General features: G+C 61.5%; 18 protein-coding genes. 6 read left to right on the plus strand and 12 right to left on the minus strand.

Annotation, left to right across the window (positions count from 1 at the left end):
- From AC3IX1_RS28400 to AC3IX1_RS28410, 3 genes are all read left to right on the plus strand, one after another.
- Entirely contained in the window at positions 1 to 876 is an 876-nt protein-coding gene (locus AC3IX1_RS28400; protein WP_489386610.1) for a metal ABC transporter substrate-binding protein, read from the plus strand.
- Positions 873 to 1,433 (plus strand): gamma carbonic anhydrase family protein, encoded by a 561-nt coding sequence (locus AC3IX1_RS28405; RefSeq protein ID WP_423503001.1) that lies wholly within the window; start codon positions 873 to 875, stop codon positions 1,431 to 1,433. Before AC3IX1_RS28400 ends, AC3IX1_RS28405 begins: the two co-directional genes overlap by 4 nt.
- Before the next feature lie 120 nt (positions 1,434 to 1,553).
- Positions 1,554 to 2,432, plus strand: coding sequence for a His/Gly/Thr/Pro-type tRNA ligase C-terminal domain-containing protein (locus AC3IX1_RS28410; RefSeq protein WP_489386611.1), 879 nt, complete (start codon positions 1,554 to 1,556; stop codon positions 2,430 to 2,432).
- Positions 2,433 to 2,543: 111 nt separating this feature from the next.
- Here AC3IX1_RS28410 and AC3IX1_RS28415 read toward each other — a convergent pair whose 3' ends face one another.
- Positions 2,544 to 3,065: a DUF3617 domain-containing protein gene (locus AC3IX1_RS28415; RefSeq protein ID WP_489386612.1), complete on the minus strand. Its 522-nt coding sequence runs from the start codon at positions 3,063 to 3,065 to the stop codon at positions 2,544 to 2,546.
- Between the two features lie 132 nt (positions 3,066 to 3,197).
- Between AC3IX1_RS28415 and cls the strand changes: the two genes are divergently transcribed.
- Complete coding sequence (gene cls, locus AC3IX1_RS28420) at positions 3,198 to 4,637, plus strand: cardiolipin synthase (protein WP_489386613.1); 1,440 nt, start codon at positions 3,198 to 3,200, stop codon at positions 4,635 to 4,637.
- Here cls and cfaB read toward each other — a convergent pair.
- The 5 genes from cfaB to hflK (AC3IX1_RS28445) form a co-directional block, all read right to left on the minus strand.
- Entirely contained in the window at positions 4,634 to 5,818 is a 1,185-nt protein-coding gene (gene cfaB, locus AC3IX1_RS28425; RefSeq protein WP_489386614.1) for a C17 cyclopropane fatty acid synthase CfaB, read from the minus strand. The genes cls and cfaB overlap by 4 nt on opposite strands.
- 219 nt (positions 5,819 to 6,037) lie before the next feature.
- Positions 6,038 to 7,948 (minus strand): cation-translocating P-type ATPase, encoded by a 1,911-nt coding sequence (locus AC3IX1_RS28430; RefSeq protein ID WP_489386615.1) that lies wholly within the window; start codon positions 7,946 to 7,948, stop codon positions 6,038 to 6,040.
- Positions 7,945 to 9,003 (minus strand): protease modulator HflK, encoded by a 1,059-nt coding sequence (hflK, locus tag AC3IX1_RS28435; RefSeq protein ID WP_489386616.1) that lies wholly within the window; start codon positions 9,001 to 9,003, stop codon positions 7,945 to 7,947. The genes AC3IX1_RS28430 and hflK (AC3IX1_RS28435) overlap by 4 nt, the downstream gene beginning before the upstream one ends.
- Positions 9,000 to 10,040 (minus strand): protease modulator HflC, encoded by a 1,041-nt coding sequence (gene hflC / locus AC3IX1_RS28440; RefSeq protein WP_489386617.1) that lies wholly within the window; start codon positions 10,038 to 10,040, stop codon positions 9,000 to 9,002. The genes hflK (AC3IX1_RS28435) and hflC overlap by 4 nt, the downstream gene beginning before the upstream one ends.
- Positions 10,037 to 11,995 (minus strand): protease modulator HflK, encoded by a 1,959-nt coding sequence (gene hflK / locus AC3IX1_RS28445; protein ID WP_489386618.1) that lies wholly within the window; start codon positions 11,993 to 11,995, stop codon positions 10,037 to 10,039. Before hflK (AC3IX1_RS28445) ends, hflC begins: the two co-directional genes overlap by 4 nt.
- A 214-nt stretch (positions 11,996 to 12,209) precedes the next feature.
- Between hflK (AC3IX1_RS28445) and lpdA the strand changes: the two genes are divergently transcribed.
- Complete coding sequence (gene lpdA / locus AC3IX1_RS28450; RefSeq protein WP_489386619.1) at positions 12,210 to 13,610, plus strand: dihydrolipoyl dehydrogenase; 1,401 nt, start codon at positions 12,210 to 12,212, stop codon at positions 13,608 to 13,610.
- Between the two features lie 112 nt (positions 13,611 to 13,722).
- On the opposite strand, the gene AC3IX1_RS28455 is transcribed toward lpdA, so the two are convergent.
- On the minus strand, positions 13,723 to 14,196 hold the full coding sequence (locus AC3IX1_RS28455) for an Lrp/AsnC family transcriptional regulator (protein ID WP_489386620.1): 474 nt from the start codon (positions 14,194 to 14,196) through the stop codon (positions 13,723 to 13,725).
- Between the two features lie 145 nt (positions 14,197 to 14,341).
- Here AC3IX1_RS28455 and AC3IX1_RS28460 point away from each other — a divergent pair, with 145 nt between their 5' ends.
- The gene (locus AC3IX1_RS28460) at positions 14,342 to 14,971 is read left to right on the plus strand and encodes a LysE family translocator (RefSeq protein WP_489386621.1); all 630 of its coding nucleotides are present in this window, start codon (positions 14,342 to 14,344) and stop codon (positions 14,969 to 14,971) included.
- A gap of 3 nt (positions 14,972 to 14,974) precedes the next feature.
- Here AC3IX1_RS28460 and AC3IX1_RS28465 read toward each other — a convergent pair whose 3' ends face one another.
- The 5 genes from AC3IX1_RS28465 to AC3IX1_RS28485 form a co-directional block, all read right to left on the minus strand.
- Positions 14,975 to 17,092, minus strand: coding sequence for a hypothetical protein (locus AC3IX1_RS28465; protein ID WP_489386622.1), 2,118 nt, complete (start codon positions 17,090 to 17,092; stop codon positions 14,975 to 14,977).
- Positions 17,079 to 18,275, minus strand: coding sequence for a DUF3142 domain-containing protein (locus tag AC3IX1_RS28470; RefSeq protein WP_489386623.1), 1,197 nt, complete (start codon positions 18,273 to 18,275; stop codon positions 17,079 to 17,081). The genes AC3IX1_RS28465 and AC3IX1_RS28470 overlap by 14 nt, the downstream gene beginning before the upstream one ends.
- A gap of 110 nt (positions 18,276 to 18,385) precedes the next feature.
- The gene (locus tag AC3IX1_RS28475; protein ID WP_489386624.1) at positions 18,386 to 20,416 is read right to left on the minus strand and encodes a pyridoxamine 5'-phosphate oxidase family protein; all 2,031 of its coding nucleotides are present in this window, start codon (positions 20,414 to 20,416) and stop codon (positions 18,386 to 18,388) included.
- Between the two features lie 63 nt (positions 20,417 to 20,479).
- Positions 20,480 to 21,106: a glutathione S-transferase family protein gene (locus AC3IX1_RS28480; protein WP_489386625.1), complete on the minus strand. Its 627-nt coding sequence runs from the start codon at positions 21,104 to 21,106 to the stop codon at positions 20,480 to 20,482.
- A 120-nt stretch (positions 21,107 to 21,226) separates the two neighbouring features.
- Positions 21,227 to 22,129, minus strand: a complete 903-nt coding sequence (locus tag AC3IX1_RS28485; RefSeq protein WP_489386626.1) for a LysR family transcriptional regulator — start codon at positions 22,127 to 22,129, stop codon at positions 21,227 to 21,229.
- Between the last annotated feature and the right edge of the window lie 27 nt (positions 22,130 to 22,156).

Genomic DNA, 22,156 nt, shown 5'->3' on the forward strand with positions numbered 1-22,156 from the left:
ATGCGCGCTTTACTCGTGCTGTTCAGTTTGATGGTGTCGATGTCGCTGTCTGCCGCCGAAAAACTTCAGGTGGTCACCAGCTTCAGCATCCTGGCTGATATGACCCGGCAGGTCGGCAAGGAGCATATCCAGATCACCAACATGGTCGGCCCGGACGCGGATGCCCATACCTACGAGCCGACACCGGACGACGCCAAAGCGCTGCTCAAGGCCAGGCTCATCATCAAGAACGGCCTGGGTTTCGAGCCCTGGCTGGATCGCCTGGTAACGAGTACCGAGACCAAGGCGCCGGTCATCAGCGCGAGCCGCGGCGTCATACCGCGTAGCCTGGATGAAGACGGCGAAACCGTTCCCGACCCGCATGCCTGGCATAACCTGGCGAACACCGAACTGTACATCGCCAACATCACCAAGGCGCTGATTGCCGCCGACCCGGCGAACACCGCCGACTATGAGTGCAACAGCCAGGCGTATCTGAAACAGGTCTACGCCCTGCTCGCCGAAGCCAAGGCCAAGCTCGGCTCACTGCCACCGGGTAACCGCAAAATCGTGACGTCCCATGATGCCTTCGGCTATCTCGGCCAGGCCTACGGCATCGAGTTCATGGCGCCTCAAGGCCTGTCCACCGAGCGCGAACCTTCAGCCGCCGAAGTGGCCGCACTGATCACCCAGATTCGTCAGGCCAAGGTCAAGGCGGTGTTCATGGAAAACATCAAGGACGCCCGCCTGCTCAAGCAGATCGCCGATGAAAGCGGCGCGCAAATCGGCGGCACGCTGTACTCCGATGCCCTGGCGGCGAGCGGTCCGGCCAGCACCTTCACCGGGTTGTTCGAGTACAACCTCAACACCCTGTACAACGCGTTGAGCAAGCCATGATCCGCAAGAACCCTTCCGGAGATTTACCGCTGATTGCCGAGTCGGCCTACGTCGACAAGACGGCGATCATCTGCGGCAAAGTGGTGATCGGCGAGAACGTGTTCGTCGGGCCCTATGCCGTGATCCGTGCTGACGAAGTCGATGACTCAGGCGACATGCAGCCGATCACCATCGGCGCCAACTCGAACATCCAGGACGGCGTGGTGATCCACTCCAAATCCGGTGCGGCGGTGACCATTGGCGAGTTCAGCTCCATCGCCCACCGCTCGATCGTGCATGGCCCCTGCACCGTGGGCAATCGAGTGTTCATCGGCTTCAACAGCGTGCTGTTCAACTGCGTGGTCGGTGACGGTTGCGTGGTGCGGCACAACTCGGTGGTCGACGGTCGTGACCTGCCTGACGCCTTCTATGTGCCCTCTACCACGCGGATCGGCCCCAACACCGACCTCTCGCAATACCCGCCGGTGAGCGTCAGTGCCTCGGAGTTTTCCGAAGACGTGGCGCGCACCAACGTCGACTTGGTGCGCGGCTACAAAGCCCTGCAAAACGAGTTCTGACGCGGGTGGCCAAAAACAGCCATCGTGTCAGGACAAATTGCCTGGCACGACAAACGTCTTAATGTTTGCCCCTACGGTTTATGCGATAACGCTCGCTAGAAGCACGTGAGTACGCCGACCATGATCCAGATCACCCTGCCCGATGGTTCATTGCGTGAGTACGACCAGCCGCTGTCCGTCCACGAGGTGGCCGCCAGTATCGGCTCCGAACTGGCCAGCGCGGCCGTAGCAGGAAGGGTCAATGGTGTACTGGTGGACTGCGAACACATGATCGAGGCGCACGCCCGGGTCAGCATTGTCACCCCCCGGGAGCCCGACGGCCTGGAGATCCTGCGCCGCTCCTGTGCATTGATGCTGGCCATGGCGGTCAAGCAACTCCACCCCCACGCGCAATTGCGTGCGGGAAAGGAATTGGGCGACGGTTTCTTTTACGAGTTTGCAGTCGAGCAACCGCTGACCCCGGCAGACCTGCCCCTCATCGAAGCGCGCATGCAGTCACTGGCAGCGACCAATCACTCGATCCGTCGTCGACCGGCGCGCGAAGCTGTGTCGCTGTACCGTCTGGGGGACACCGAGTACCAGAGCCACGGACCGCACGTCCCCACCACCAAAGTCTTGCAGGCGTTTGCCCTCGATCACATCAGCGGCACGTTACAGCAACGGATCTACGGCACCTGCTGGTCCAGCCATCAGGAACTGCAACACTGGCGCATTCCACCCCATGTGGTCGTCGTGAGCATGGATGAGCGCCAGGCAACTTATGCACAAGCGGTGACCGAATCCTTGCGCCAAAAAGGCGTGAGGGCCAAGGCCGACCTGCGAAACGAAAAAGTCCGCTACAAGATTCGCCAGCACAGCCAGACCGTGCCGTACCTGGTCGTGGTTGGCGAAAAAGAACAGGCTGGGGGGTTCGTCAGTGTGCGCAGTCGCACGGGGGAGGATTTTGGCCGGATGGCTGTCGAGGCGGCGTGTGAGTGGTTGAGTCGACCGGGGATCTAGGGAGGCTGGAAGGACGCCTTCGCGAGCAAGCCCGCTCCCACATTGGTTTTGTGAATACCACAGATCCAGTGTGGGAGCGGGCTTGCTCCGGGCGGCGATCCGACGAAGCTTTTAAGCTCTTGGCTTCACCGTGCCGCAATCCTGCCCCAACCAGACGGCGCGCGACTCGAGGCTGCCCTTCTGCTGTATGCCGGTGGCGTTGAACGTCCCGTTGACCTTAGTGGTGAATTCGCGATCACTGAGGAATGTCGCCACGCCCGCCCCCTGGGCTCTCGGGCAACTGAAACGGAATTTCCACTGATTGCCAGAGCGGTCGGTGATTTCCTGCTTGCAGCCCGACTGTGGATCGGTCAGCGGAATGTTATCGGTCTTGACCTGCTCCGGGGTCAGGCACGCCCGAATTCCTTTGCCACCCATGGTGATGCCCTGCTTTTCCATTAGCGCGCGCTGCTCAGGGGTCATCTGGCTCTGGAGCTGACCGAGGATCAATTGCAGGTCCGGCATATTCTGCTCGTCGACCTTCATGTTGCTCGTGGTCAGCTCCCACAATCCTGGTTGCAGCATTTGCGCGTGAGCCGCCACAGGAAGTGCCAAACCCAGTGCCATGGCCAAACCCAGCAGACGAACGTTCATCGAGTAACTCCTGATCAGTAGTGGCCGTTAGACGTCAGCCGCAAGCTTCGGTTCATGGGCCAATTAATTAGCGACATTCTGCACGGAACATGGTCTGTTAAGCACTGAATCTTCAGGAGCAAGGCAGCCCCCATGGATTATTTCGGACCGCATATTTTCGGTTATACCATCGCCCTGTTGCACTCGCTGGGCATGATCGCGGCCATACACGCCGTGTTGACCGTCCGTACCGCCCAAGGCTCGATTGCCTGGGCCCTGTCGCTGTTTTTCATCCCTTACCTCACGCTGATCCCGTACCTGATGTTCGGCCGCAGTACCTTTGATGGCTACATCAAGGCCCGGCGGCAGGCCAACGAGGAGATGCGCAAAGCCGTTTCCGAACTCAACTGGCGCCCCTGGGTAGAAGAAGCGCTCACCGCCCGCGCTTCTTCTGCATACGCCTCACTCAGAGCGATGCCCAAGCTCGGAAACATGCCCTGCCTGGCCAATAACCAGACGCGGCTGTTGATCAACGGACAGTCGACATTCGACGCCATATTCGATGCCATCAGCCAGGCGAAAGAAGCCGTGCTGATCCAGTTTTTCATCGTCCACGACGACCGCCTCGGCCAACGCCTGCAGACTTTGCTGTTGAAGAAAGCCGCCGAAGGCGTGGCGATCTACCTTTTGTATGACCGAATCGGCAGCCACTCCCTGCCTAACGGCTACGTGCAGGCCTTGCGTGATGGCGGGGTCGAGGTCAAGGGTTTTGGCCCCCGTAATGGCTGGTTCAATCGCTTTCAGGTGAACTTTCGCAACCACCGCAAGATAGTGGTCGTGGACGGCATTCTCGGCTTCGTTGGCGGGCACAACGTCGGTGATGAATACATGGGCGAGAAACCGCCCCTGGCCCCCTGGCGCGATACCCACGTGCAAGTGCGCGGGCCAGTGGTGGCGTGCATGCAGGAGTCTTTCGCTGAAGACTGGTTCTGGGTGGCTCATGCCCTGCCGCCACTGATCCTGCCCGAGGTTTATCCGGAAGACGGCGTGCTGTGTCAGTTGCTCGCCAGCGGTCCGGCAGATGCCTGTGAAACCTGCTCTCTGTTCTTTGTCGAAGCAATCCATGCGGCGACGGAACGGGTCTGGATCACCAGCCCGTACTTCATCCCCGATGAAGCCGTGTTCGCAGCGTTGCGCCTGGCGGTCCTGCGGGGCGTGGATGTGCGACTGCTGTTGCCGTCTCGACCCGACCATCGAATCGTCTACGCCGCCTCCAGCCTCTACGCTTTCGAAGCCGTGCGCGCCGGTGTGCGGGTGTTCCGTTACGAGCCCGGATTCCTGCACCAGAAAGTGGTGTTGATCGACAGCGAAATCAGCGCCATCGGCAGCGCCAACCTGGACAACCGTTCGTTCCGGCTGAATTTCGAAGTGATGTTGCTGACCGTCGACAGTGCCTTTGCCGCCGAGGTGGAACAGATGCTCAACGATGACTTCGCCAACGCCCACGAAATCGCCAAAGAAGAAAGCCGGGAGACCCACCGCCTGCAGCAGGTCGGCATGCGGGTCGCCCGGCTTATTTCGCCGATTCTCTAGAGGTAGATATCGTCACGGGTCCAAGGCAGTTCATGACTGCCATCGGCGTGGGCCTTCACCGCGAGAATCTGGTGCAGGTTGATCCAGCCCCGGGCAAACGCGTAAGCGCAACCGGCCAGGTACAGCCGCCAAATGCGCAGGACTTGCTCCGGTACGAGTCTGGAGGCCGCTTCGAGGTTGTCTTCCAGGCGTTCGCTCCAGTGATCGAGCGTACGTGCGTAGTGCAGGCGCAAACTCTCGACGTCGACGATTTCCAGCCCCGCCTCACTGATCTCGGCAGAGATCATCGACAGGTGCGGCAGCTCGCCATTGGGGAACACATATTTCCCGATGAAATCTCCGGCACCTCGTCCCACCGGACGGCCATCGGTGTATTTGGCGGTGATCCCGTGGTTCATCACCAGGCCGCCCTCTTTCACCGCGCCGAACAGGGTCGTGCAGTACTCGGCAAGATTGGCGTGGCCGACGTGTTCGAACATGCCGACGCTGACCACTTTGTCGAAACGGCCATCCTGCGGCAGATCGCGATAGTCGAGCAGTTGCAGTTCGACCAGGTCCTCCAGGCCTTCCGCTTTTACGCGTTCCCGGGCCAGGGCCAACTGCTCCTTGCTGAGGGTGATACCGAACACTTTCGCGCCAAATTCCCGCGCCGCAAAACGCGCCAATCCGCCCCACCCGCAACCCACATCCAGCAGATATTCGCCGGGCTGCAGGCGCAGCTTGCGGCACAAATGACGGAACTTGGCTTGCTGGGCCTGCTCGAGGCTTTCACTGCCGGTCTCGAAGTAAGCGCAGGAGTACGCCATGTCGCTGTCGAGCCACAGCTGATAGAACGCGTTGGAAAGGTCGTAGTGGTAGGAAATCGCCTTGGCGTCCATCTCTTTGTCGTGGGCGCTACGAACCGGCTGATTGTCGTCGTTTTCATCCAGCAACGCCTGGCTCCATTCATCGCAGACGCGGATCACTTCGCTGATGGAGCCTTCGAGTTCCAGTTTGCCTTCGACAAAAGCAGCACCGAGGGCGTCCAGGCTTGGATGGGTAAACTGGGTGACCATTTGTGGGTCCTTGACCACAATCGTGACGCTGGGCGCCGGTCCCAGATTGAGTTCATGGCCATCCCAGAGTCTCAGGCGAAGCGGTAATTGCAGATTCTGTAAGGCCGGTGGAAGATGCGCGAGCATGGAGAATCTCCCTTGTTTCAGACGTCTAAACAGAGGGTAGACCATCTTTGAAAAATAGCTGGCTATCGAATTAATAGCCGATTTCAATGATTCGCGCCGCCTACACCTGCCGCCGCGAACGCACAAAAATGATGTGCCCTCATCTCCAATGACTACAAACCGGGCGCACAGTTCTAAAAAGTTGAAACCCCGTGATTGCCCGGTTTAGAGCATTCTTCTTCAGGATTCGTCCTTGAGCTTGAGCAACGGCTCCTGGAACCGCAACAAACGACCGGCATTGCCCAACACCAACAAGGTGCTGAGGTTATGCAACAACGCCGCAATCATCGCCCCGGCAGCGCCGAGCCAGCCGAACGCGGCGAAGGCCACGATCGCCAAGGTCCAGCCCAGTCCGATGATCACATTCACCTGCAACGTCTGGCGGCACTGACGACTCAGGCGCACGCAGGTGCCGAGGCGGCGCAGGTCACTGCCGATCAGCACGATGTCCGCCGATGCCAGGGCGATGTCCGCACCACCGGCGCCCATGGCTACACCCACCACACCTGCCTTGAGGGCCAGGGAGTCGTTGATGCCATCGCCGACCACCATCGGCCGGAAGCCGCTGTCGATTTCCTTGAGCACACGGTTCAGCTTGTCTTCGGGCAGGGCTTGCGCTTCGACGTCACTGATCCCGACATCCCGCGCGAGTGTTTGCGCGACGCTGTTCCGGTCACCGGTGAGTAACAACTGGCGGCCCAAGCCCAATTCGCGCAACTCACCCAAGGCAAACTGCGCCTCGGGTTTGACGCTGTCGGCCAGCAACAGCCAGGCAAGGAATTCGCCATTGAGCGCCAGCCCTGCAATCGGACCGTCATGATCGGGAACCGCCGTTGTGCTGATGCCCAGTTGCGCGAACAACTCCGGCCGGCCGAGCGCCGCTTCGCCCTGCTCGGTCATCGCCACCACGCCCAGGCCCTGGCGCTCATGAATGTCAGAAAGTAGCAGGAAATGCTCCTGGGTCACCAACCCCGCCAGCGCACGACTGACCGGGTGACTGCTGGCCGAGCCAAGGCTGGCGGCGAGCTTCAGGACATGACTGCGATCCTCCAGCGGACTGTCGATGGACTGCAGGCGCAAGGTGCCGAAGGTCAGCGTCCCGGTCTTGTCGACCACCAGCGAGGTCAGGTCCGCCAACTCTTCCAGGAACGCGGAACTGCGGATCAAAATGCCGTGACGCGCCGCCACTGCCACTCCGGCAATCGCCGTGGCCGGTGCCGACAACACCAGCGCACAAGGACAGGCCGCCACCAACACCGCGAGCATCGCTTGAGCGTTGTTGGTGATGAACCAGGTCACCGCCGCCAGCAGCAACACCAGCACCATATAGCTGCCCGCGTAACGCTCCAGCAGACGCGTGATTGGCGGCTTGGAGCGCTCGGCGTTTTGCATCAGGGCGATGACTTTGCCGAGGGTCGATTCCTGGCCGGTGCGGGTCACTTCGATTCGCAGCAGACCGTCGAGGTTGATCGCCCCGCCGAACACCGACATGCCGACGCCTGCCTCCATCGGTACCGATTCGCCGGTAATGGAGGCGGTGTCCAGACTGGCCTGACCGGACAACACCCGGCCATCTGCCGGCACTCGGTCACCGGCTCGCACCTCGACCAGATCGCCAGCTTTGAGTGTGCCGTTGTCGACTTCGATGATGGAGCCATCCGCCTGAATCTTGCGCGCGTGGCTGCGGGTCAGTTTGCCGAGGGCGTGAATCGCCTCCTGGGAACCGATCACGCTGCGCTCTTCCAGTACGTGGCCGAAGATCATGATGATCGGCAACAGGGCCGCCGTCAGCAGATCCCCGGTGGCCCAGGCACCCAGCATGGCCAGGGCGATCAATTGATCGGTGATGCCGTGCAGGCTTGGATAACGCAGGCTGTACCAGGCCGAGCGCATGACCGGCACGGCGACCAGCAGCGAGGCAAAACCCAGCAGCAGCTGACTGACGCCAGTCTGCTCCGGCGCCAGCCAACGCCAGATCAAGCCCAAGGCCAGCAAGCCCAATGCGAGCATGGCCAGGGTCAACTGGCGCGCGGCGCGGCGCTGTTCGGACGAAGACAACAGGCTCGGTACGGCTGCGGTTTGAGCGGTCATTGTGCAGCTCCCTGAATGATCAGACGGGAATCGTCTTTGGGATCGACCGTCGTTACCGAACCAGCCTGGCCGAGAATTTTCGGTATCCGCTCGCGAGAGATGCGCAGCAGCATTTGTGGGTCAGTGCCCTGTTGTTGCGCCTTGGCCAGGCTCAACACCGTGGCCGTGTCGGTGGATGCTTTGGCCAGTCGTTCACTGGCCTGGGCATGGGCAACCTGTAATGTGCGGTCGGCTTGTTCGTTGGCGGTTTGCGTCAGCTTCTCGGCTTCGGTACGCGCATTGGCTACGGCTTTGTCGGCCTGCTGGCTCGCTGTGAGTACCGCGTTGAAGGCATTGATCGCAGGGCCTGGCAGACTCGATTGCACATCGACCCGCGCCACTTCGATCCCCAGTCCCTGCCCTGTCGCGGTGAGGTCAGCCAGCCGTTGATTGATGCCCTGCACCAGATCACCCCGCAAGCGCTCGCGTCGTTCCGCCGCCTGACTGTCAGCCCCGATCAATTCCGGGCGAGCGACCAGGATGGTGTCCAGATCCCGTGCGGCCGTGAGCGCCAGTGCGCTGCGGGTCACCAGACGATCCAGTGCCGGCAACACGTGCTCGCCTTGAAGCACGAACGCGTAAGGTTCGGTGACTTTGTAGAAAACCCGTACATCGAGTTGCACCACACCGGCATCACCCGTTAACAAATAGCCGGAGCCTGCGAGGGCATCGCTGATGGGCGTGGCAAAACTGGCCACCCGATCTGCCTGGATCGCGGCACCACTGCGCAACAGACCTTCCACTCGACGCTCGATCACCCGCTCCGCCGCCGGCAATAAAATCACCTGCTCGAACGGTTGCGGCCAGGCCAATAACAACCCGGCGTTCTGAATGCGATCCAGCGCGCCGAAATGCAAAACCACTGCGCGATTCTGCGGATCGATCTGCCGCACATTGGAAAACGCCCAAGCCAATGCCGCCAATACTGTCACCGCGTACAAGGCCAGAAACGCCAAGCGCCCGGCCTGAATCCAGGGGCTGCTCAACTCATTTGTTCCACGTGGAACCAAACTCATGGCTGCGATCCGGACTTGTTGTCGAGGCTCGGCGGACCGTCAACCAACACCCGGAAAGGTGCCGCGTCGGTGCGCAGAATCAGCTTGGTCCCCGGCGTTACCACCGTGCCCAAGGTATCGAGCGAGCGCAGCAGGTTGTAGAGCTGCGGCGAACCCGCGTAGGCGCGACCGTAAATCTGCGCCGCTTCGACGCGCGATTGCGCTTCGATATCTGCCGCTTTCACTGTGGCATCGGCCTGCACAATTCGCGCATCACGCTCGGCGGCGGAACGAATTTGCGCGGCTTCACGCTTGCCGATGGCCGTGTGCTCAGTAGCGATGGTTTCACGCTCGGCGCGCATCCGGTCGACCGTCGCGGTGAGCGTCACCGAAGGCAGCGTCAATCGTTCGATACCGACCTGCAACACGCGTACACCATAAGTGGTGAGCAGCTGCTGATCGATTTGCTTGCGCAGTTGTGCTTCGAAATCGGCGATGCGCACCTGACTGGCATCGGTATTGACCAGGTTTGCCAGATCAAAACTGCTGGCGGTGGTTTCCAGTGCGGAGCCGACAAAGGTGCGAATCTGCCGCGCGGCTTCATCGGGCTGGTTCTGCACCGCGCGCATGAAACGTTGCACATTGTCCGGATCGCCCTGCACCTGCCACGCCACGTAGGCCTGAACGATGATGCGCAAACCGTCCCGGGTGCCGACATCCTGCAAACCGCTGGACGTGGTGCGCAGCCGCAGATCCACCGGGATCGCCGCCTCGAACGGTGCCGGCCAGCGCCAACCCAGTCCCGGCTCCAGCAAGACTCGCGATGGATTGCCAAAGCGCGTGATCACCGTGGCCTCACCTGAACGCACCTGTACCAGGCTCGCGGCGGCGACCGCAAACGCCACCAGCAATGCCGCCCAACCCATCCGACGCCACGGGAATGGACCGGCCTCCTGATGATCGCCGTGATGATGGTGATGGCCGTGGTGATGATGCCCGCCATGGCCGTGATCGTGGCCGGCGTGGTCATCGTGATCGTGCGTATGGGACTGGCTCAATTGGCAGCTCCTGGCTGAGCGGTTTTACGCGACGGCGCAGGGTCAACCGGCAGCGCGAAAGTACGGAGGTCGATGGTCGGCGCATTGCTGCTGCCGCCCAAACGATGATCGAGCACCAGCAATTTGGCGTTGGCCAAACCCTGGGACAACTGGCTGAAATACTGCTCCAGCACGAAGGCCTGACCAGCGCTGGCATAGGCTTTTTGCTCGGCGTTGAATTTCAGGTCCGCAGCCTGGGCGCCGGCATTGATTTCACGGGCGCTGGCCGTCGCCTGATCGCGGGCGATGCTGGCCTGCAACTGCGCCTGATTGGTGGCCTCGGCAGCAGCGCCACGTTCCCGGGCGATCAACGCTTGCGCGCCAATCTGCGCCGCTTGCACGCCGTGATAGGCGTTGGCTGCACCGGCCGGAGGGTGAATCGCCTCGACCACCGTGGCGAGAATTTCCACGCCGCTGTCGAGCTTTCGCAAGTCCGCCTGGACGGCGCGGCCGATTTCTTCGGCCAACCCTACCCTGTCCTCGCCCAGCAAACCGTCGAGGGTACGCGAGGCGAAGTCGTGAACCAGGATTCGGCTGGCGGTGCTGCGAATCAACATCGGCACATCGGCACTGTTATAGGTCGCGGCCAACGCCGCCTCATCGCTCAGGCCAATGCGATAGACAAAGCGCACGTCCATGTTGACGATCTGAAAGCTCTGCTTGTCGGCTCGGCTGCTGGCGATCACCTGGGATTTGTCGTTCACGTGGCTGGCGTCCCACAAGCGGTTGGCAACCGCCGGGGCCGGGCCTTCGGCGGGGTCAGCCTGAGCGGGGGCCGAAGTTTCGCCAACACTGGTGGCCAATTCGTGAACCACGCCATTCTCGACGTTCAACACCCGGCCCAATGGCCATGGCAAGCCCATATGCAAACCTGGGCCAAACACCTCCACTGGCTTGCCGAATCGTTCGTAGATGCCACGCCCTTGCAGGGAAATTTCGTGAATGCCGGTCAGCGACCAGCCAACGAGCGACACCACCGCCAGCACCGGCAGGAACGCCCGACGCATGTAAGTGAAGGCCCAGATCTGCCGCAGATCGATGCCGAAGCGGTTATGCAATTCGTGCTGCAACGCCAGCAATGGCTGTGGTGGCCAGCGCAGCATGTCGGCGACAAAACTGCGCGCCAACAACTCCGGTTCAAGGCGTTCGCGGCGCGGGCTGAACAATGACAACACCGCGCGCAGCAACAGTTCTGCCGCCACCAGCCCCGGCAGTAGTCCGATCAACACCGCCAGGCGTACAGGCCATACCGAAGTTTCATCGGCAAACAACAGACAAAAAGCACCGAGCACCAGGCTGATAATCGCCACACGGGTCAATTGCGCCAACGCAGCGGCTTCAGGCCATTGCGCGGTGTTTTCCTGCGCCAGATGGCGCTCCATCACCAACAGGCCGAACGCCAACAGCAAAAAGCACGCAGCCCCGACGGTGGCCGACAGGCCCAGCGCTGCCGGGGGCAACGTGAGGTTCCAGGCCTGTTCCACGCCCAATACCGCCAACAATGCCCAGCCGGCAAGCCACAGCGTCGGCGCGCCGATTTGCCCGAGCAGGTGCTGCGATTGCTGGCTGATCCGGTCCAGCAAACGCTCATACCACCCCGAAGGCGCGACAGACTCGTCGACAACGACCACCGGCACCTCGGGATTCATGGCGCGGGCACGCCACTGAGCTACCCACCAGGCCGATTGCAAACCGGCCATCAACACCACAGACGCCGCGCTCAGGTTCAACAGCAACGCCGGCCACAGTGTTTGCGACGAAAACAGCCCGGCAAACAGCGCCAGCAGCACACTCACCGTCGCGAGTACGCCCGCACCGATGGCGAACTGGCGCAAACGCCGCCCTTGAATGAACGCCCGCTGAAAGCGCGGCAACCCGGCTAACGGCGCTTCATCAACATCGAGATCGACTTGCATACCACCCCAGAGTGTCTTCGCTTACAGGACAATTCGTTACGATATAACGAAAATGGTGAAATTTCTGTTTTCAAGCGCGCTATCTAAAGATTCCCAACCTGTCGCTTAGCTGAAGCCTTGACCGAAATACGACAGGACGCACATATTACGATCGTAATTTTATCAAGGAACTACTTTTACCCATCCTTTCCCCTTTCGATCCAGGAGTACATCCATGAGCACTTATGACGTCGTGATACTCGGCGGTGGCCCCGGCGGTTACAACGCGGCGATCCGCGCCGGACAACTGGGTCTGAAGGCCGCCTGTGTGGAAGGACGCGCCACACTCGGCGGTACCTGCCTGAACGTCGGCTGCATGCCATCCAAGGCGTTGCTGCATGCCTCCGAACTGTACGACGCGGCCATGGGTGCGGAATTCGCCAACCTGGGGATCGACGTCAAACCCAGCCTCAACCTCGCCCAGATGATGAAGCAAAAGGATGAAAGCGTTACCGGGCTGACCAAGGGCATCGAGTTTCTTTTCCGCAAGAACAAGGTCGACTGGATCAAAGGCTGGGGCCATATCGACGGGCCGGGCAAAGTCACGGTGACCGATAGCGCCGGTGGCAAGACAGAGTTGAACGCCAATGACATCATCATCGCCACCGGTTCCGAGCCCACGCCCCTGCCCGGCGTAGACATCGATAACAAACGCATCCTCGATTCGACCGGCGCCCTGGCACTGACCGAGGTGCCCAAGCATCTGGTGGTGATCGGCGCAGGCGTGATCGGCCTGGAACTGGGTTCGGTCTGGCGACGCCTTGGGGCACAGGTGACAGTGGTCGAGTTTCTCGACCGGATCTGCCCCGGCGTGGACATCGAAGCCGGCAAAACCCTGCAGCGCTCCCTGAGCAAGCAAGGCTTGAGTTTCAAATTGAGTTCAAAAGTGACCAGCGCAACCAGTTCCGCCAATGGCGTTCAGCTCAGCATCGAGCCTGCCGCTGGCGGTGCTGCCGAGCTGCTGGAAGCCGATTACGTGCTGGTGGCCATCGGGCGCCGACCTTATACACAGGGCCTGGGCCTGGAGAACGTCGGCCTCGGCACGGACAAGCGCGGCATGCTCGCCAACAAGGGGCATCGCACCGAAGCCGCCGGGGTCTGGGTGATTGGAGACGTGACCTCGGGCCCCATGCTCGCCCACAAGGCCGAGGACGAAGCCATGGCCTGCGTCGAGCAGATCGTCGGTAAGGCCGGCGAGGTCAATTACAACCTGATCCCCAGTGTGGTCTACACCAGACCGGAACTGGCCAGCGTCGGCAAGACCGAAGAGCAGCTCAAGGCCGAAGGCCGGGCGTACAAGGTCGGCAAGTTTCCCTTCACCGCCAACAGTCGGGCGAAGATCAACCACGAAACCGAAGGCTTCGCCAAAGTACTGGCTGATGAGCGCACGGACGAAGTCCTCGGCGTGCATCTGGTCGGCCCGAGCGTCAGTGAAATGATTGGCGAATATTGCGTGGCCATGGAATTCAGCGCCTCGGCCGAAGATATTGCCCTGACCTGCCACCCACACCCGACCCGCTCCGAGGCGTTGCGCCAGGCGGCGATGAATGTGGAGGGGATGGCGACGCAGATGTAAGACCCGGAGGACTTGGCTGACAGATCTATCGCCATCGCGAGCAGGCTCGCTCCCACAGGTACAGCGCAAACCTTGTGGGAGCGAGCCTGCTCGCGATAGCGGTGCATGCGGTCTAAAGCGGCAAATGCTCCAGCGGCAACACCCCCGGAGCCTTCACCGTATGAATCGCAAAGTTGCTGCGAATATCGCTCACACCCGGCAGCTTCAGCAAACGCCCGGTGAGAAAGCGGTCATAGGCACGCAAGTCCGGCACCACCACCTGCAGCAGAAAATCCGACTCCCCTGACACCAGAAACGCCGAAATCACCTCGGGCAATGCCGTTACCGCCAGGCGAAAGGCTTCGGCTTGTTCATCGTTATGACGCTCGACCTTGACCCCGACAAACACCGTCAGCCCCAACCCCACTTCATCGCGATCCAGATTGGCCTGGTAGCCGCGAATCACCCCCGCCTCTTCAAGCATCCGCACCCGGCGCAAGCAAGGCGATGCCGACAGACCGATCTCGTCTGCCAGTTGCACATTGCTCAGGCGGCCATCCCGTTGCAGCGCGGCGAGAATCTTGCGGTCGAAGGCGTCGAGTTTCATTGTTTGGCAGATCCTGATGGTTCAAGCTTGATTAAGTGGCAGATTATGCCAATACACGACCCGATAGAAGCTTACAACGCAAGCACCTGCCCCGCCCTTCAGCCCTAGACTGGCACGACCGAATCGACAACGAATGGGGTGCAACGTGGAAGGGCTCTGGGTGTTTTTCATGGCGCTGGCGGTGGTCTATCTGTTGCCGGGGCCTGACATGATCCTGCTGTTGCAGACCGGGGCCCGCCAGGGCAAAGGCGCTGCGCTGGCCACGGCCGTGGGGCTGGGCATCGCCCGGGGTTGCCATGTGGCATTAGCGGCGCTGGGGCTGGCGGCACTGTTCAAGGCTGCGCCCTGGACATTTGATGTGGTGCGCCTGGCCGGCGCCGCGTATTTGCTGTGGATCGGCATTCAGTGCCTGCGAACCACGATGCTGCCGAGCCTCACCAGCGCCGACACAACCGGCGAAAAACCGTGCTGGGGCGCAGCCATCCGACGCGGACTGCTGACCAACCTGCTCAACCCCAAGGCCCTGTTGTTCTGCTCGGTGCTACTGCCGCAATTCATCGACCCACAGTCTGGGCCTGTGCTCGGGCAATTTGCGACCTTGGGCGTGGTGCTCGTTGGTGTCGGTTTGCTGTTCGACAGCGCTTACGCCCTGGTCGGCGCGGCACTCGGCCGTTGGCTGCAACGCAGTCCTTCAGCCCAGCGCCTGCAACAATGGTTGTTCGGCAGCCTGTTGATCGGATTCGCAGTACGGCTGACCTTTGTGCAACAGGCATGAACCTCACTGCGCCCTGCGCCGGCGACGCTTGAACATCAACAGCGCGGCTGCCGCGAACACCACTAAGCTACCGATCTGTAACGGCGTCTTGTAGGGCCGCAAGGCCGAACGCGCAGCGTCGGTGACTTGGGTCACGTAGCGCTTGTCGGCGTTCTCGAAGTCGGGGTACGGGCACTGGTGGCCGAAATCGGCAGCCCATTCCACGTAAGGCCCTTCCTTGACATAACGCTGATAAATCGCACTTTGCTCCTCGAGGCTGCTGTTCCACCCCGATGCCTCGCACAGTACCGCCGCGAACGCCTGACTGGTGTGAGGCAAGTTATCCGCGGCCTTGCTCGCCAGCACCGTGGCCACGAAGCGATAGTGGTAACGCTGATCAGGCTGGGCAGCACTGGCCTGCTGACGCTTCACTTCGTCCTCGGCCACCAACGGACCGACCTTGAGTTCGGCGTTTTCAAGCATGTAGTTACCGCCGAACGTGGCGTAATCCGGCGCCATTTCGTAGCCCAGGATGTCCATGCCCCACTCGCGTGCCGTCCAGGCCGCATTGAACAGCGCAGCGGCGCGACGGGTCGGCCACCAGGCTGCATCAGCTGCCAGACGTTGCTCGCCATATAATTTCGCCTTGTGCCGCAGGCCGTCATTATCGAAGTAAGCCGGTGCTTGCTCATAATGCCCCTCGCGCAACAAACGCCGCCCCAGCAGATTGCGCAGGCTCGCCGCCACCGGCAAGGGCACGTAGTTGTCGCGGTCCTGCTGGCTGAGCGGCGGCGGGGCCGGCACTTGAGTGTCGACGTAGTGCTTGAGTTCTTCGAGGGTCAACACGCGCTCGGCAACGGTGGCGGCGTCGAACCAGTAAATGCTTTGGCTGCGATACAGCTGATCGAAGGCTTGCAGGTAATCCCCCCGTTGCAGGGCCAGGATCGCGCTTTCACCCTCGACCCGACATTTGGGCTGGAGCGTTTCGTAATCGAAGTCCGGGGTCCGTCGCTCGCCCCAGGATTCATTCTGCGGGAAGGCCTGGGCCGCTTTGGCATAGGCTGCGGCGGCCGCGCTCTTATCGCCCTCGCGCACCGCCAGTTTTGCCCGCAACCACCAGGCCAACCCGCCATCGCCGGCATGTTCGAGGAAAGCCTTGGCGCTGGCGTAATCGCCCTGTTGATAATTCATCGCCGCCAGGCGGTCGGCGTTTTCGAGACTGCCACGGGTGCTGTTTTGCAGCAGCTTGATCATTTTCTGTTCATTGGGCGGTTGATCGCCGAACGACCAACCCAACCGGCTGATCAGCGATGCAGTCACCAGTTGCTGCACTGGCTGGTCCTTGAGCAACTCGGCCACTTGATCCTCCGGCAGCGTCATCAGGTCCGCCATCAACAGCTTCAGCGAGGTGTAGCCCACCGCAGAGCCGTGCAGATTCTGCGTGGCGTACAACTCGATGGCGCGGTTCCAGTCGCCGGCGGTGCGCACGACCCGGGCTTCTTCGCCGAGGCTGGCGACCCCCAGTTCCAGTGGATCGCTGAAGCCGTCGATACTCAGTTGCCGGGTTTGCTCGAAGGCCTTGCGGGATTGTTCGAGCAGATCCGGAGCCGCATTGGCTTCGGCGCTCATGGCGAACAATGCGCGCCCCAGCGAGTAAGCCGCCCAGGTGCTGCGCGAAGCCCGTTGCTCTGCGGGCAGGGCCAGCACTTTCTTGAAATACCCGGCGGCCAGGGCAGGATCACCCGCGCCAAATGCCACAGCGCCCGCCAGGTACAACCTGAGCTCAGGCGGCAGTTGCGCGCCCTCGTTTTCAACCTGACGGGCATCCGACAGGCTGCGCAAGTGTTTCACCAACACCTGTTGCTCGGCGGAAAGTCCCGCCTGCTCGGCCTGATCCCGCAGCGCCACAAGGTCAGGTTCATCGCTGTTGTCGGCGCCAGCAGAGACGTTCTTCAACCCGTTGATGGCGTGGCCGAGGCGACTGATTTCAAAGCTGAAGTTGCCTTCCGGCAGTTCCGCCAGCGACTGGCCTCGGTTATCCAGCAGGCGCATGGGGAAGTCCGGGCCGCAGGCCAGCGCCGAACCCAGCGGCAGGCTGAGGCTCAGGCAAAGCAAATGACGCGGCCAGTTACGGGTGAACATTCGAACCTCCTTGATCAATGTGTGCGCAGCGAGCCCAACCAATGGCACGCTGTCCGCCGGCCGGAATTCGGCCATCGCGCAGGCGGGTGAAGGTAAGCAGATCCGGACGCTGTTGCAACGCGTAACCGGCCAAGGCATCGGCTCCCTCACAACCGCTGACTGCCAGCGTCAGGCGCTCGGGCCAGGCGCTGTCGAGGTTGCCCTGGTTGCTGATGCCGATGTCATAGAGGCCATTGTCGGCCGAGAGTTTCAGGTTCAATTGACTGTCGAGGACATCACCACGTGCCACAGCGCGCAACGTGGTCAAGCTCCAGGCTCGACGGTCGTTGGCCAATGGCAAACGAAACCAGATCAGGCCCGCCAGATGTTTCGGTGGATCGGCCCGCAGTTCGGTACCGAGGGTGCGCAACGACTGCGGATCGGCGAGCAACTCCCGGCGCAGGCCTTCGCGCTCCAGCGTGACTTCGCTTTCCACAACAGGTGCGCCACCCGCCGACGGCAGCAACGCCACGCCATAGGCCGGCAGCGCCAGATAGAAGGGTTTCGTCGTGATTCGGCTCCAGGCTTTCGCCCATTGCCGGGCCTGATCGGCATCAAACAAGCCGCGACGCGGATCGCTCACCGCGTGCACCTGCAACACACTGCTGTCGACTGTGGATAACAACGCCGGCAGTTCGCGGCTGTCGAGCCAGGACGGCAACGCGGTGATGCTCAGGGGCAGCGACGTCGGCAACGCTCCGCGCAAATGTGCGAGAAATTGGCGGTAGGCCGGTAGTCGAGCGTTACCAGCGTCGTGGTCGATTTCCACGCCAGCGAGGTTCACCCCCTGCCCTTGCCAATCGCTGATCAGCTGCCGGATTTGCGCCGTAACCTCATCCTGATCCAACGCCTTGAGCTGCCCATCCAGGCGAATCACCGCAATCACCGGCCGGCCATCGCGCTTGAGCAGTGCAGGGTCAATCCGCGCCCGACTCCAGCCCGCGGAGGGGAAGGCCTGCAAGGCCAGCACCCGCAAGGTCGAAAAATCGGCGCGGCTGTCCCGGAGGGCAGCATCGTGGGCCGGCGTCCACTGCCGCTGCCAGACGTAAAGCTGTTGATCCAGCGGCGGTGCATCCTGTCTTTCGCAACCGGTCGTGAGCGCCAACGCCATCAGCAAGACCATCGAGCGAGTGAAAAAAACCATTGAAACGCCTGTTCCTGAAATGCAGAAAGGGCCTCTGCGGCCCTTTTTCGTTCTGCTCACTACCCTACCCAGCCATCGACCGTCGGGCAATGTTCACCAGCAATCTTCCTTCAGATATCGAGTACCAACGGCTGCGCCCCCTGCGCCGGAATCGCACAGCAAATCAGCACCTCTCCGTCATCCGGCACCTCGGCTGGCGGCAATGGATAATGCACCTGACCGCTGACCAAGCGTGTCTTGCAGGTACCGCAGGAGCCGCCGCGACAACTGAATTCCGGACGCAGGCCACGGCTTTCCGCCAACTCCAGCAAGCTGCCGCCCTCCGGTTGCCAGCGCGCCTCCTTGGCGGATCGCTGGAACACCACGGGCACGGACGTGGTGGCGGCTGGCGGTTGCTCGATAACCACCGCATCGGGGTCCGGACGCCGGCGCAAGGTCGACGGGCCGAAGGTTTCGGCGTGAATCCGCGAATCGCGAATGTCCAACTCGCGCAAGCCGTCGTACAGCGCCTGGGTAAAACTCCCGGGGCCACAGACGACAAAATCCAGCTGATCGTAGTCCTCGACTGCCAGCAGATCCTTGAGCAGCGCAACGTCGATCCGTCCACTGAGGTCGAAGTCCTCTCCTGGCATAGCCTCGGCTTCCGGTTGACTGAGCAAACGCACCACCCGCACCGCGTCACCGGCATCCTCAAGCAAGCGATCCAGCTCACGGCGAAACGGCTGGTCGGCCAGCGTGCGCGAACTCTGGATGAACCATGTCGGCCGGATACGGCGGGTGCGCAATCCCTGGTAAACCACTTCCCGCAGCATCGACAACAGCGGCGTGATGCCGACCCCGGCCGCCAGCAACACCAATGGCCGACGCTCATGGGGCGCCACGGTGAAATGCCCTTGCGGCGCCCGCGCTTCCAACAGGTCGCCAACACGAATCTGCTCATGCAAATGCGTAGACACCCGCCCGTCACGCTTCACGCTGATGCGGAAAAAATCATCGGACGGCGCGCTCGATAAACTGTACGTGCGGATGTGCACATCGCCGTCAATGTTGAAGCGCAGGGGCAAATGCTGCCCGGCCTGGAACAGTGGCAACCCGGCTCCGTCAGCGGGCTCCAGGTAAATCGAGCGAATGCTTTGGCTTTGCGCTTCAATCCGCACCACCCGTAACGGCCGCCATTGATCGCCCAGGGCCTTGGCCTGCAAACGCGCCTTTGCCTGCTCCCATGTGCCGGTAAGCAAACTGGTGGGTGAAACACCGTCGAAGCGCCAGCGCAACGCCAGGGCGGCGGGACGGCGCACGACTTGCTCGACATCGATTGTCCACAGGCGCTCGGCCCCCTGGAACGCCTCGACCTGAGGGCCGTCCAGGATGATTTCGGTGCGCCCGCTGAGCTGCAGCAAATCACCGGTATTGAAATCGATGAACAACAACCCCGCCTGGGGATTGAGCAGCAGGTTGCCCAAGGTGTTGAAATGCAGGTTGCCGGCGAAGTCCGGAATGATCAGGTGATTGCCTTCCACCTGTACGAAACCAGCCTGACCGCCGCGGTGCGACACATCCACCGAGCGTTCACCGTCGACGTCCACATAACTGGCAACGAAGAACGTATCCGCCTCGGCGATCATGGCTTTGGCCGCATCATCCAGTTCGTTGAAATGCCGGGCGACACGCGTCGAAGGATCAGCCAGCGGCACCGAGCGAAACTGGCGCAACTGAATGTACTGCGGGCAATTGCCAAAGGACTGATCCACCGTCACCGCGAATCCGTCCGTGGACATGGCGCGGACATGGCCATTGATGCGGTTGCGGCGGCGGGTGTGCAACTCGATGCCCAACAGGCCGATGGCCGAGCTGTCGCTCAACTGCGCGGGGTCATCAAAGGCCGGCAGGCTGCGAAATTGCAGCAAGCCCGGTTCTGGCGAGTAGGCGAAACCAGGCTGACCTTCGAGGATGCTGGCCCAGGGATGACCGTCGGCATCCACCGCTGCGTACAGCATGAACGGCAATTGCTGATAGAAGGTGCGGTGCTGGTCCGGCATCTCGCTGCGAATCACCTTACGACCGAATTCCTCCATTCGTTCGGCAACGCCCACGTGCGCCTGCAGTTGTTTCTCACCGGCATGCCAGGGTGAACGGTCCATACGGCTGCTCCCTTGCGCCACTGGCGCAGAACGGGGCGGCCCGGCAACACCGGGCCGCCAGCATCAGGCGGTTTTTTGCAGACCGGCGACGGTGCGCGGCATGCCGACAAAATCCGGCAAGGCTTCGATGCGGGCCAGCCAGGCGCGAATGTTGGCGTACTCGTCCAGCGACACATTGCCCTCAGGCGCATGGGCGATGTAGCTGTAGGCGGCGACGTCGGCAATCGTCGGTTCAGTGCCGGCCAGATATGGCGTATTGGCCAGCTCGTGATCGATCACGTTGAGCACGGTATGGGCATAGGCAATCACTTCTGCAGCGTTGTAAGGCGCGCCAAACACAGTGATCAATCTTGCCCGGGCGGGGCCGAAGGCAATCGGACCGGCAGCCGCCGACAACCAGCGCTGGACCTTGGCGGCCCCTACCGGATCAGCCGGCAGCCAACGACCATTGCCGTACTTTTGTGCCAGGTAAACCAGAATCGCGTTGGAGTCGGCCAACACCACGCCCTGATCATCAATCACCGGCACCTGACCGAATGCATTGAGCGCCAGAAACGCCGGTTGCTTGTGTTCGCCCTTGGCGAGGTCGACGAAGATCAATTCGGTCGGCAGTTTCAGCAGGGACAGCATCAACTCGACACGATGAGCGTGGCCGGAACGTGGGAAGTTGTAGAGTTTGATCGCTTGCATGGTCGACACCTCGGGGTAAGTGGTGCTGTTCAGGAGAGAGATGGGTCGTATCTTCTACTCACATCCAAACCAACAGAATCACCAGCCAACGCAATCCATTATTTCAGCGAGAGAAATAATTCAACGCGTGAGCGCCGGATGCTCGCGCAGGGTCTTCACCGCGAAATCGACAAAACTGCGCACCCGGGCCGGCGCCTTGCGCCCGCCCTGATAGACCACATGGATGGGCAACGGCGGCAGTTCGAAGTCGGCCAGAATGATTTCCAGCTCACCGGCAGCTACCTTGCTCGCCACTTGATAAGACAGTACCCGCGTGAATCCCAACCCCAGGCAGGCTGCCGTGATGGCCGCCTGATTGGCCGTCACCACCAGTCGCGCTTCAGCCCGGACACTCAAGGTTTCGCCGTCTTCAATGAATGGCCAACTCCTGAGTTGGCCGATAGCCGAGGTCGCGATAATCGGTGCCTGGGCCAGCTCCCGGGGATGCCTGGGCCGACCATGGCTGGCCAGAAACTGTGGCGAGGCGCAGATCACCCGCCGCACCTCGCCCACGCGGATCGCATGCTGATTGCTGTCGGGGAGTTCACCGATGCGAATCGCCACATCGACGCCCTCCTCGACCACGCTCACCACCCGGTCCACCAGCAGCGCGTTGATGCAGACCTCGGGGAATTGCGTCAGATAATTCACCATCAACGGCGTGACAAACAGCTCGCCAAACAAGACCGGTGCGGTGATGGTCAATTGCCCGCGGGGATGGATATGGCTGCCCGCTGCCGAGTCCTCGGCTTCCTGCACCTCGGCGAGAATTCTCCGACAGTCCTCCAGGTATCGCTGGCCGGCCTCGCTCAAATACACGCTGCGCGTGGAACGCGTGAGCAGTTGTGTGCCTATTCGCTTTTCCAGCGCCGCGACCGCCCGGGTGACACTGGCCGCCGACAGACCCAAACCCCGCGCCGCCGCCGAAAAACCCTGCTCCTTGGCGACAGCAGCGAAGACCTGCATTTCCTGGAAGCGGTCCATGGGCCTGTCCTCATTTCAAATAGATAA

Source organism: Pseudomonas sp. KH_046_2, assembly GCF_057838985.1.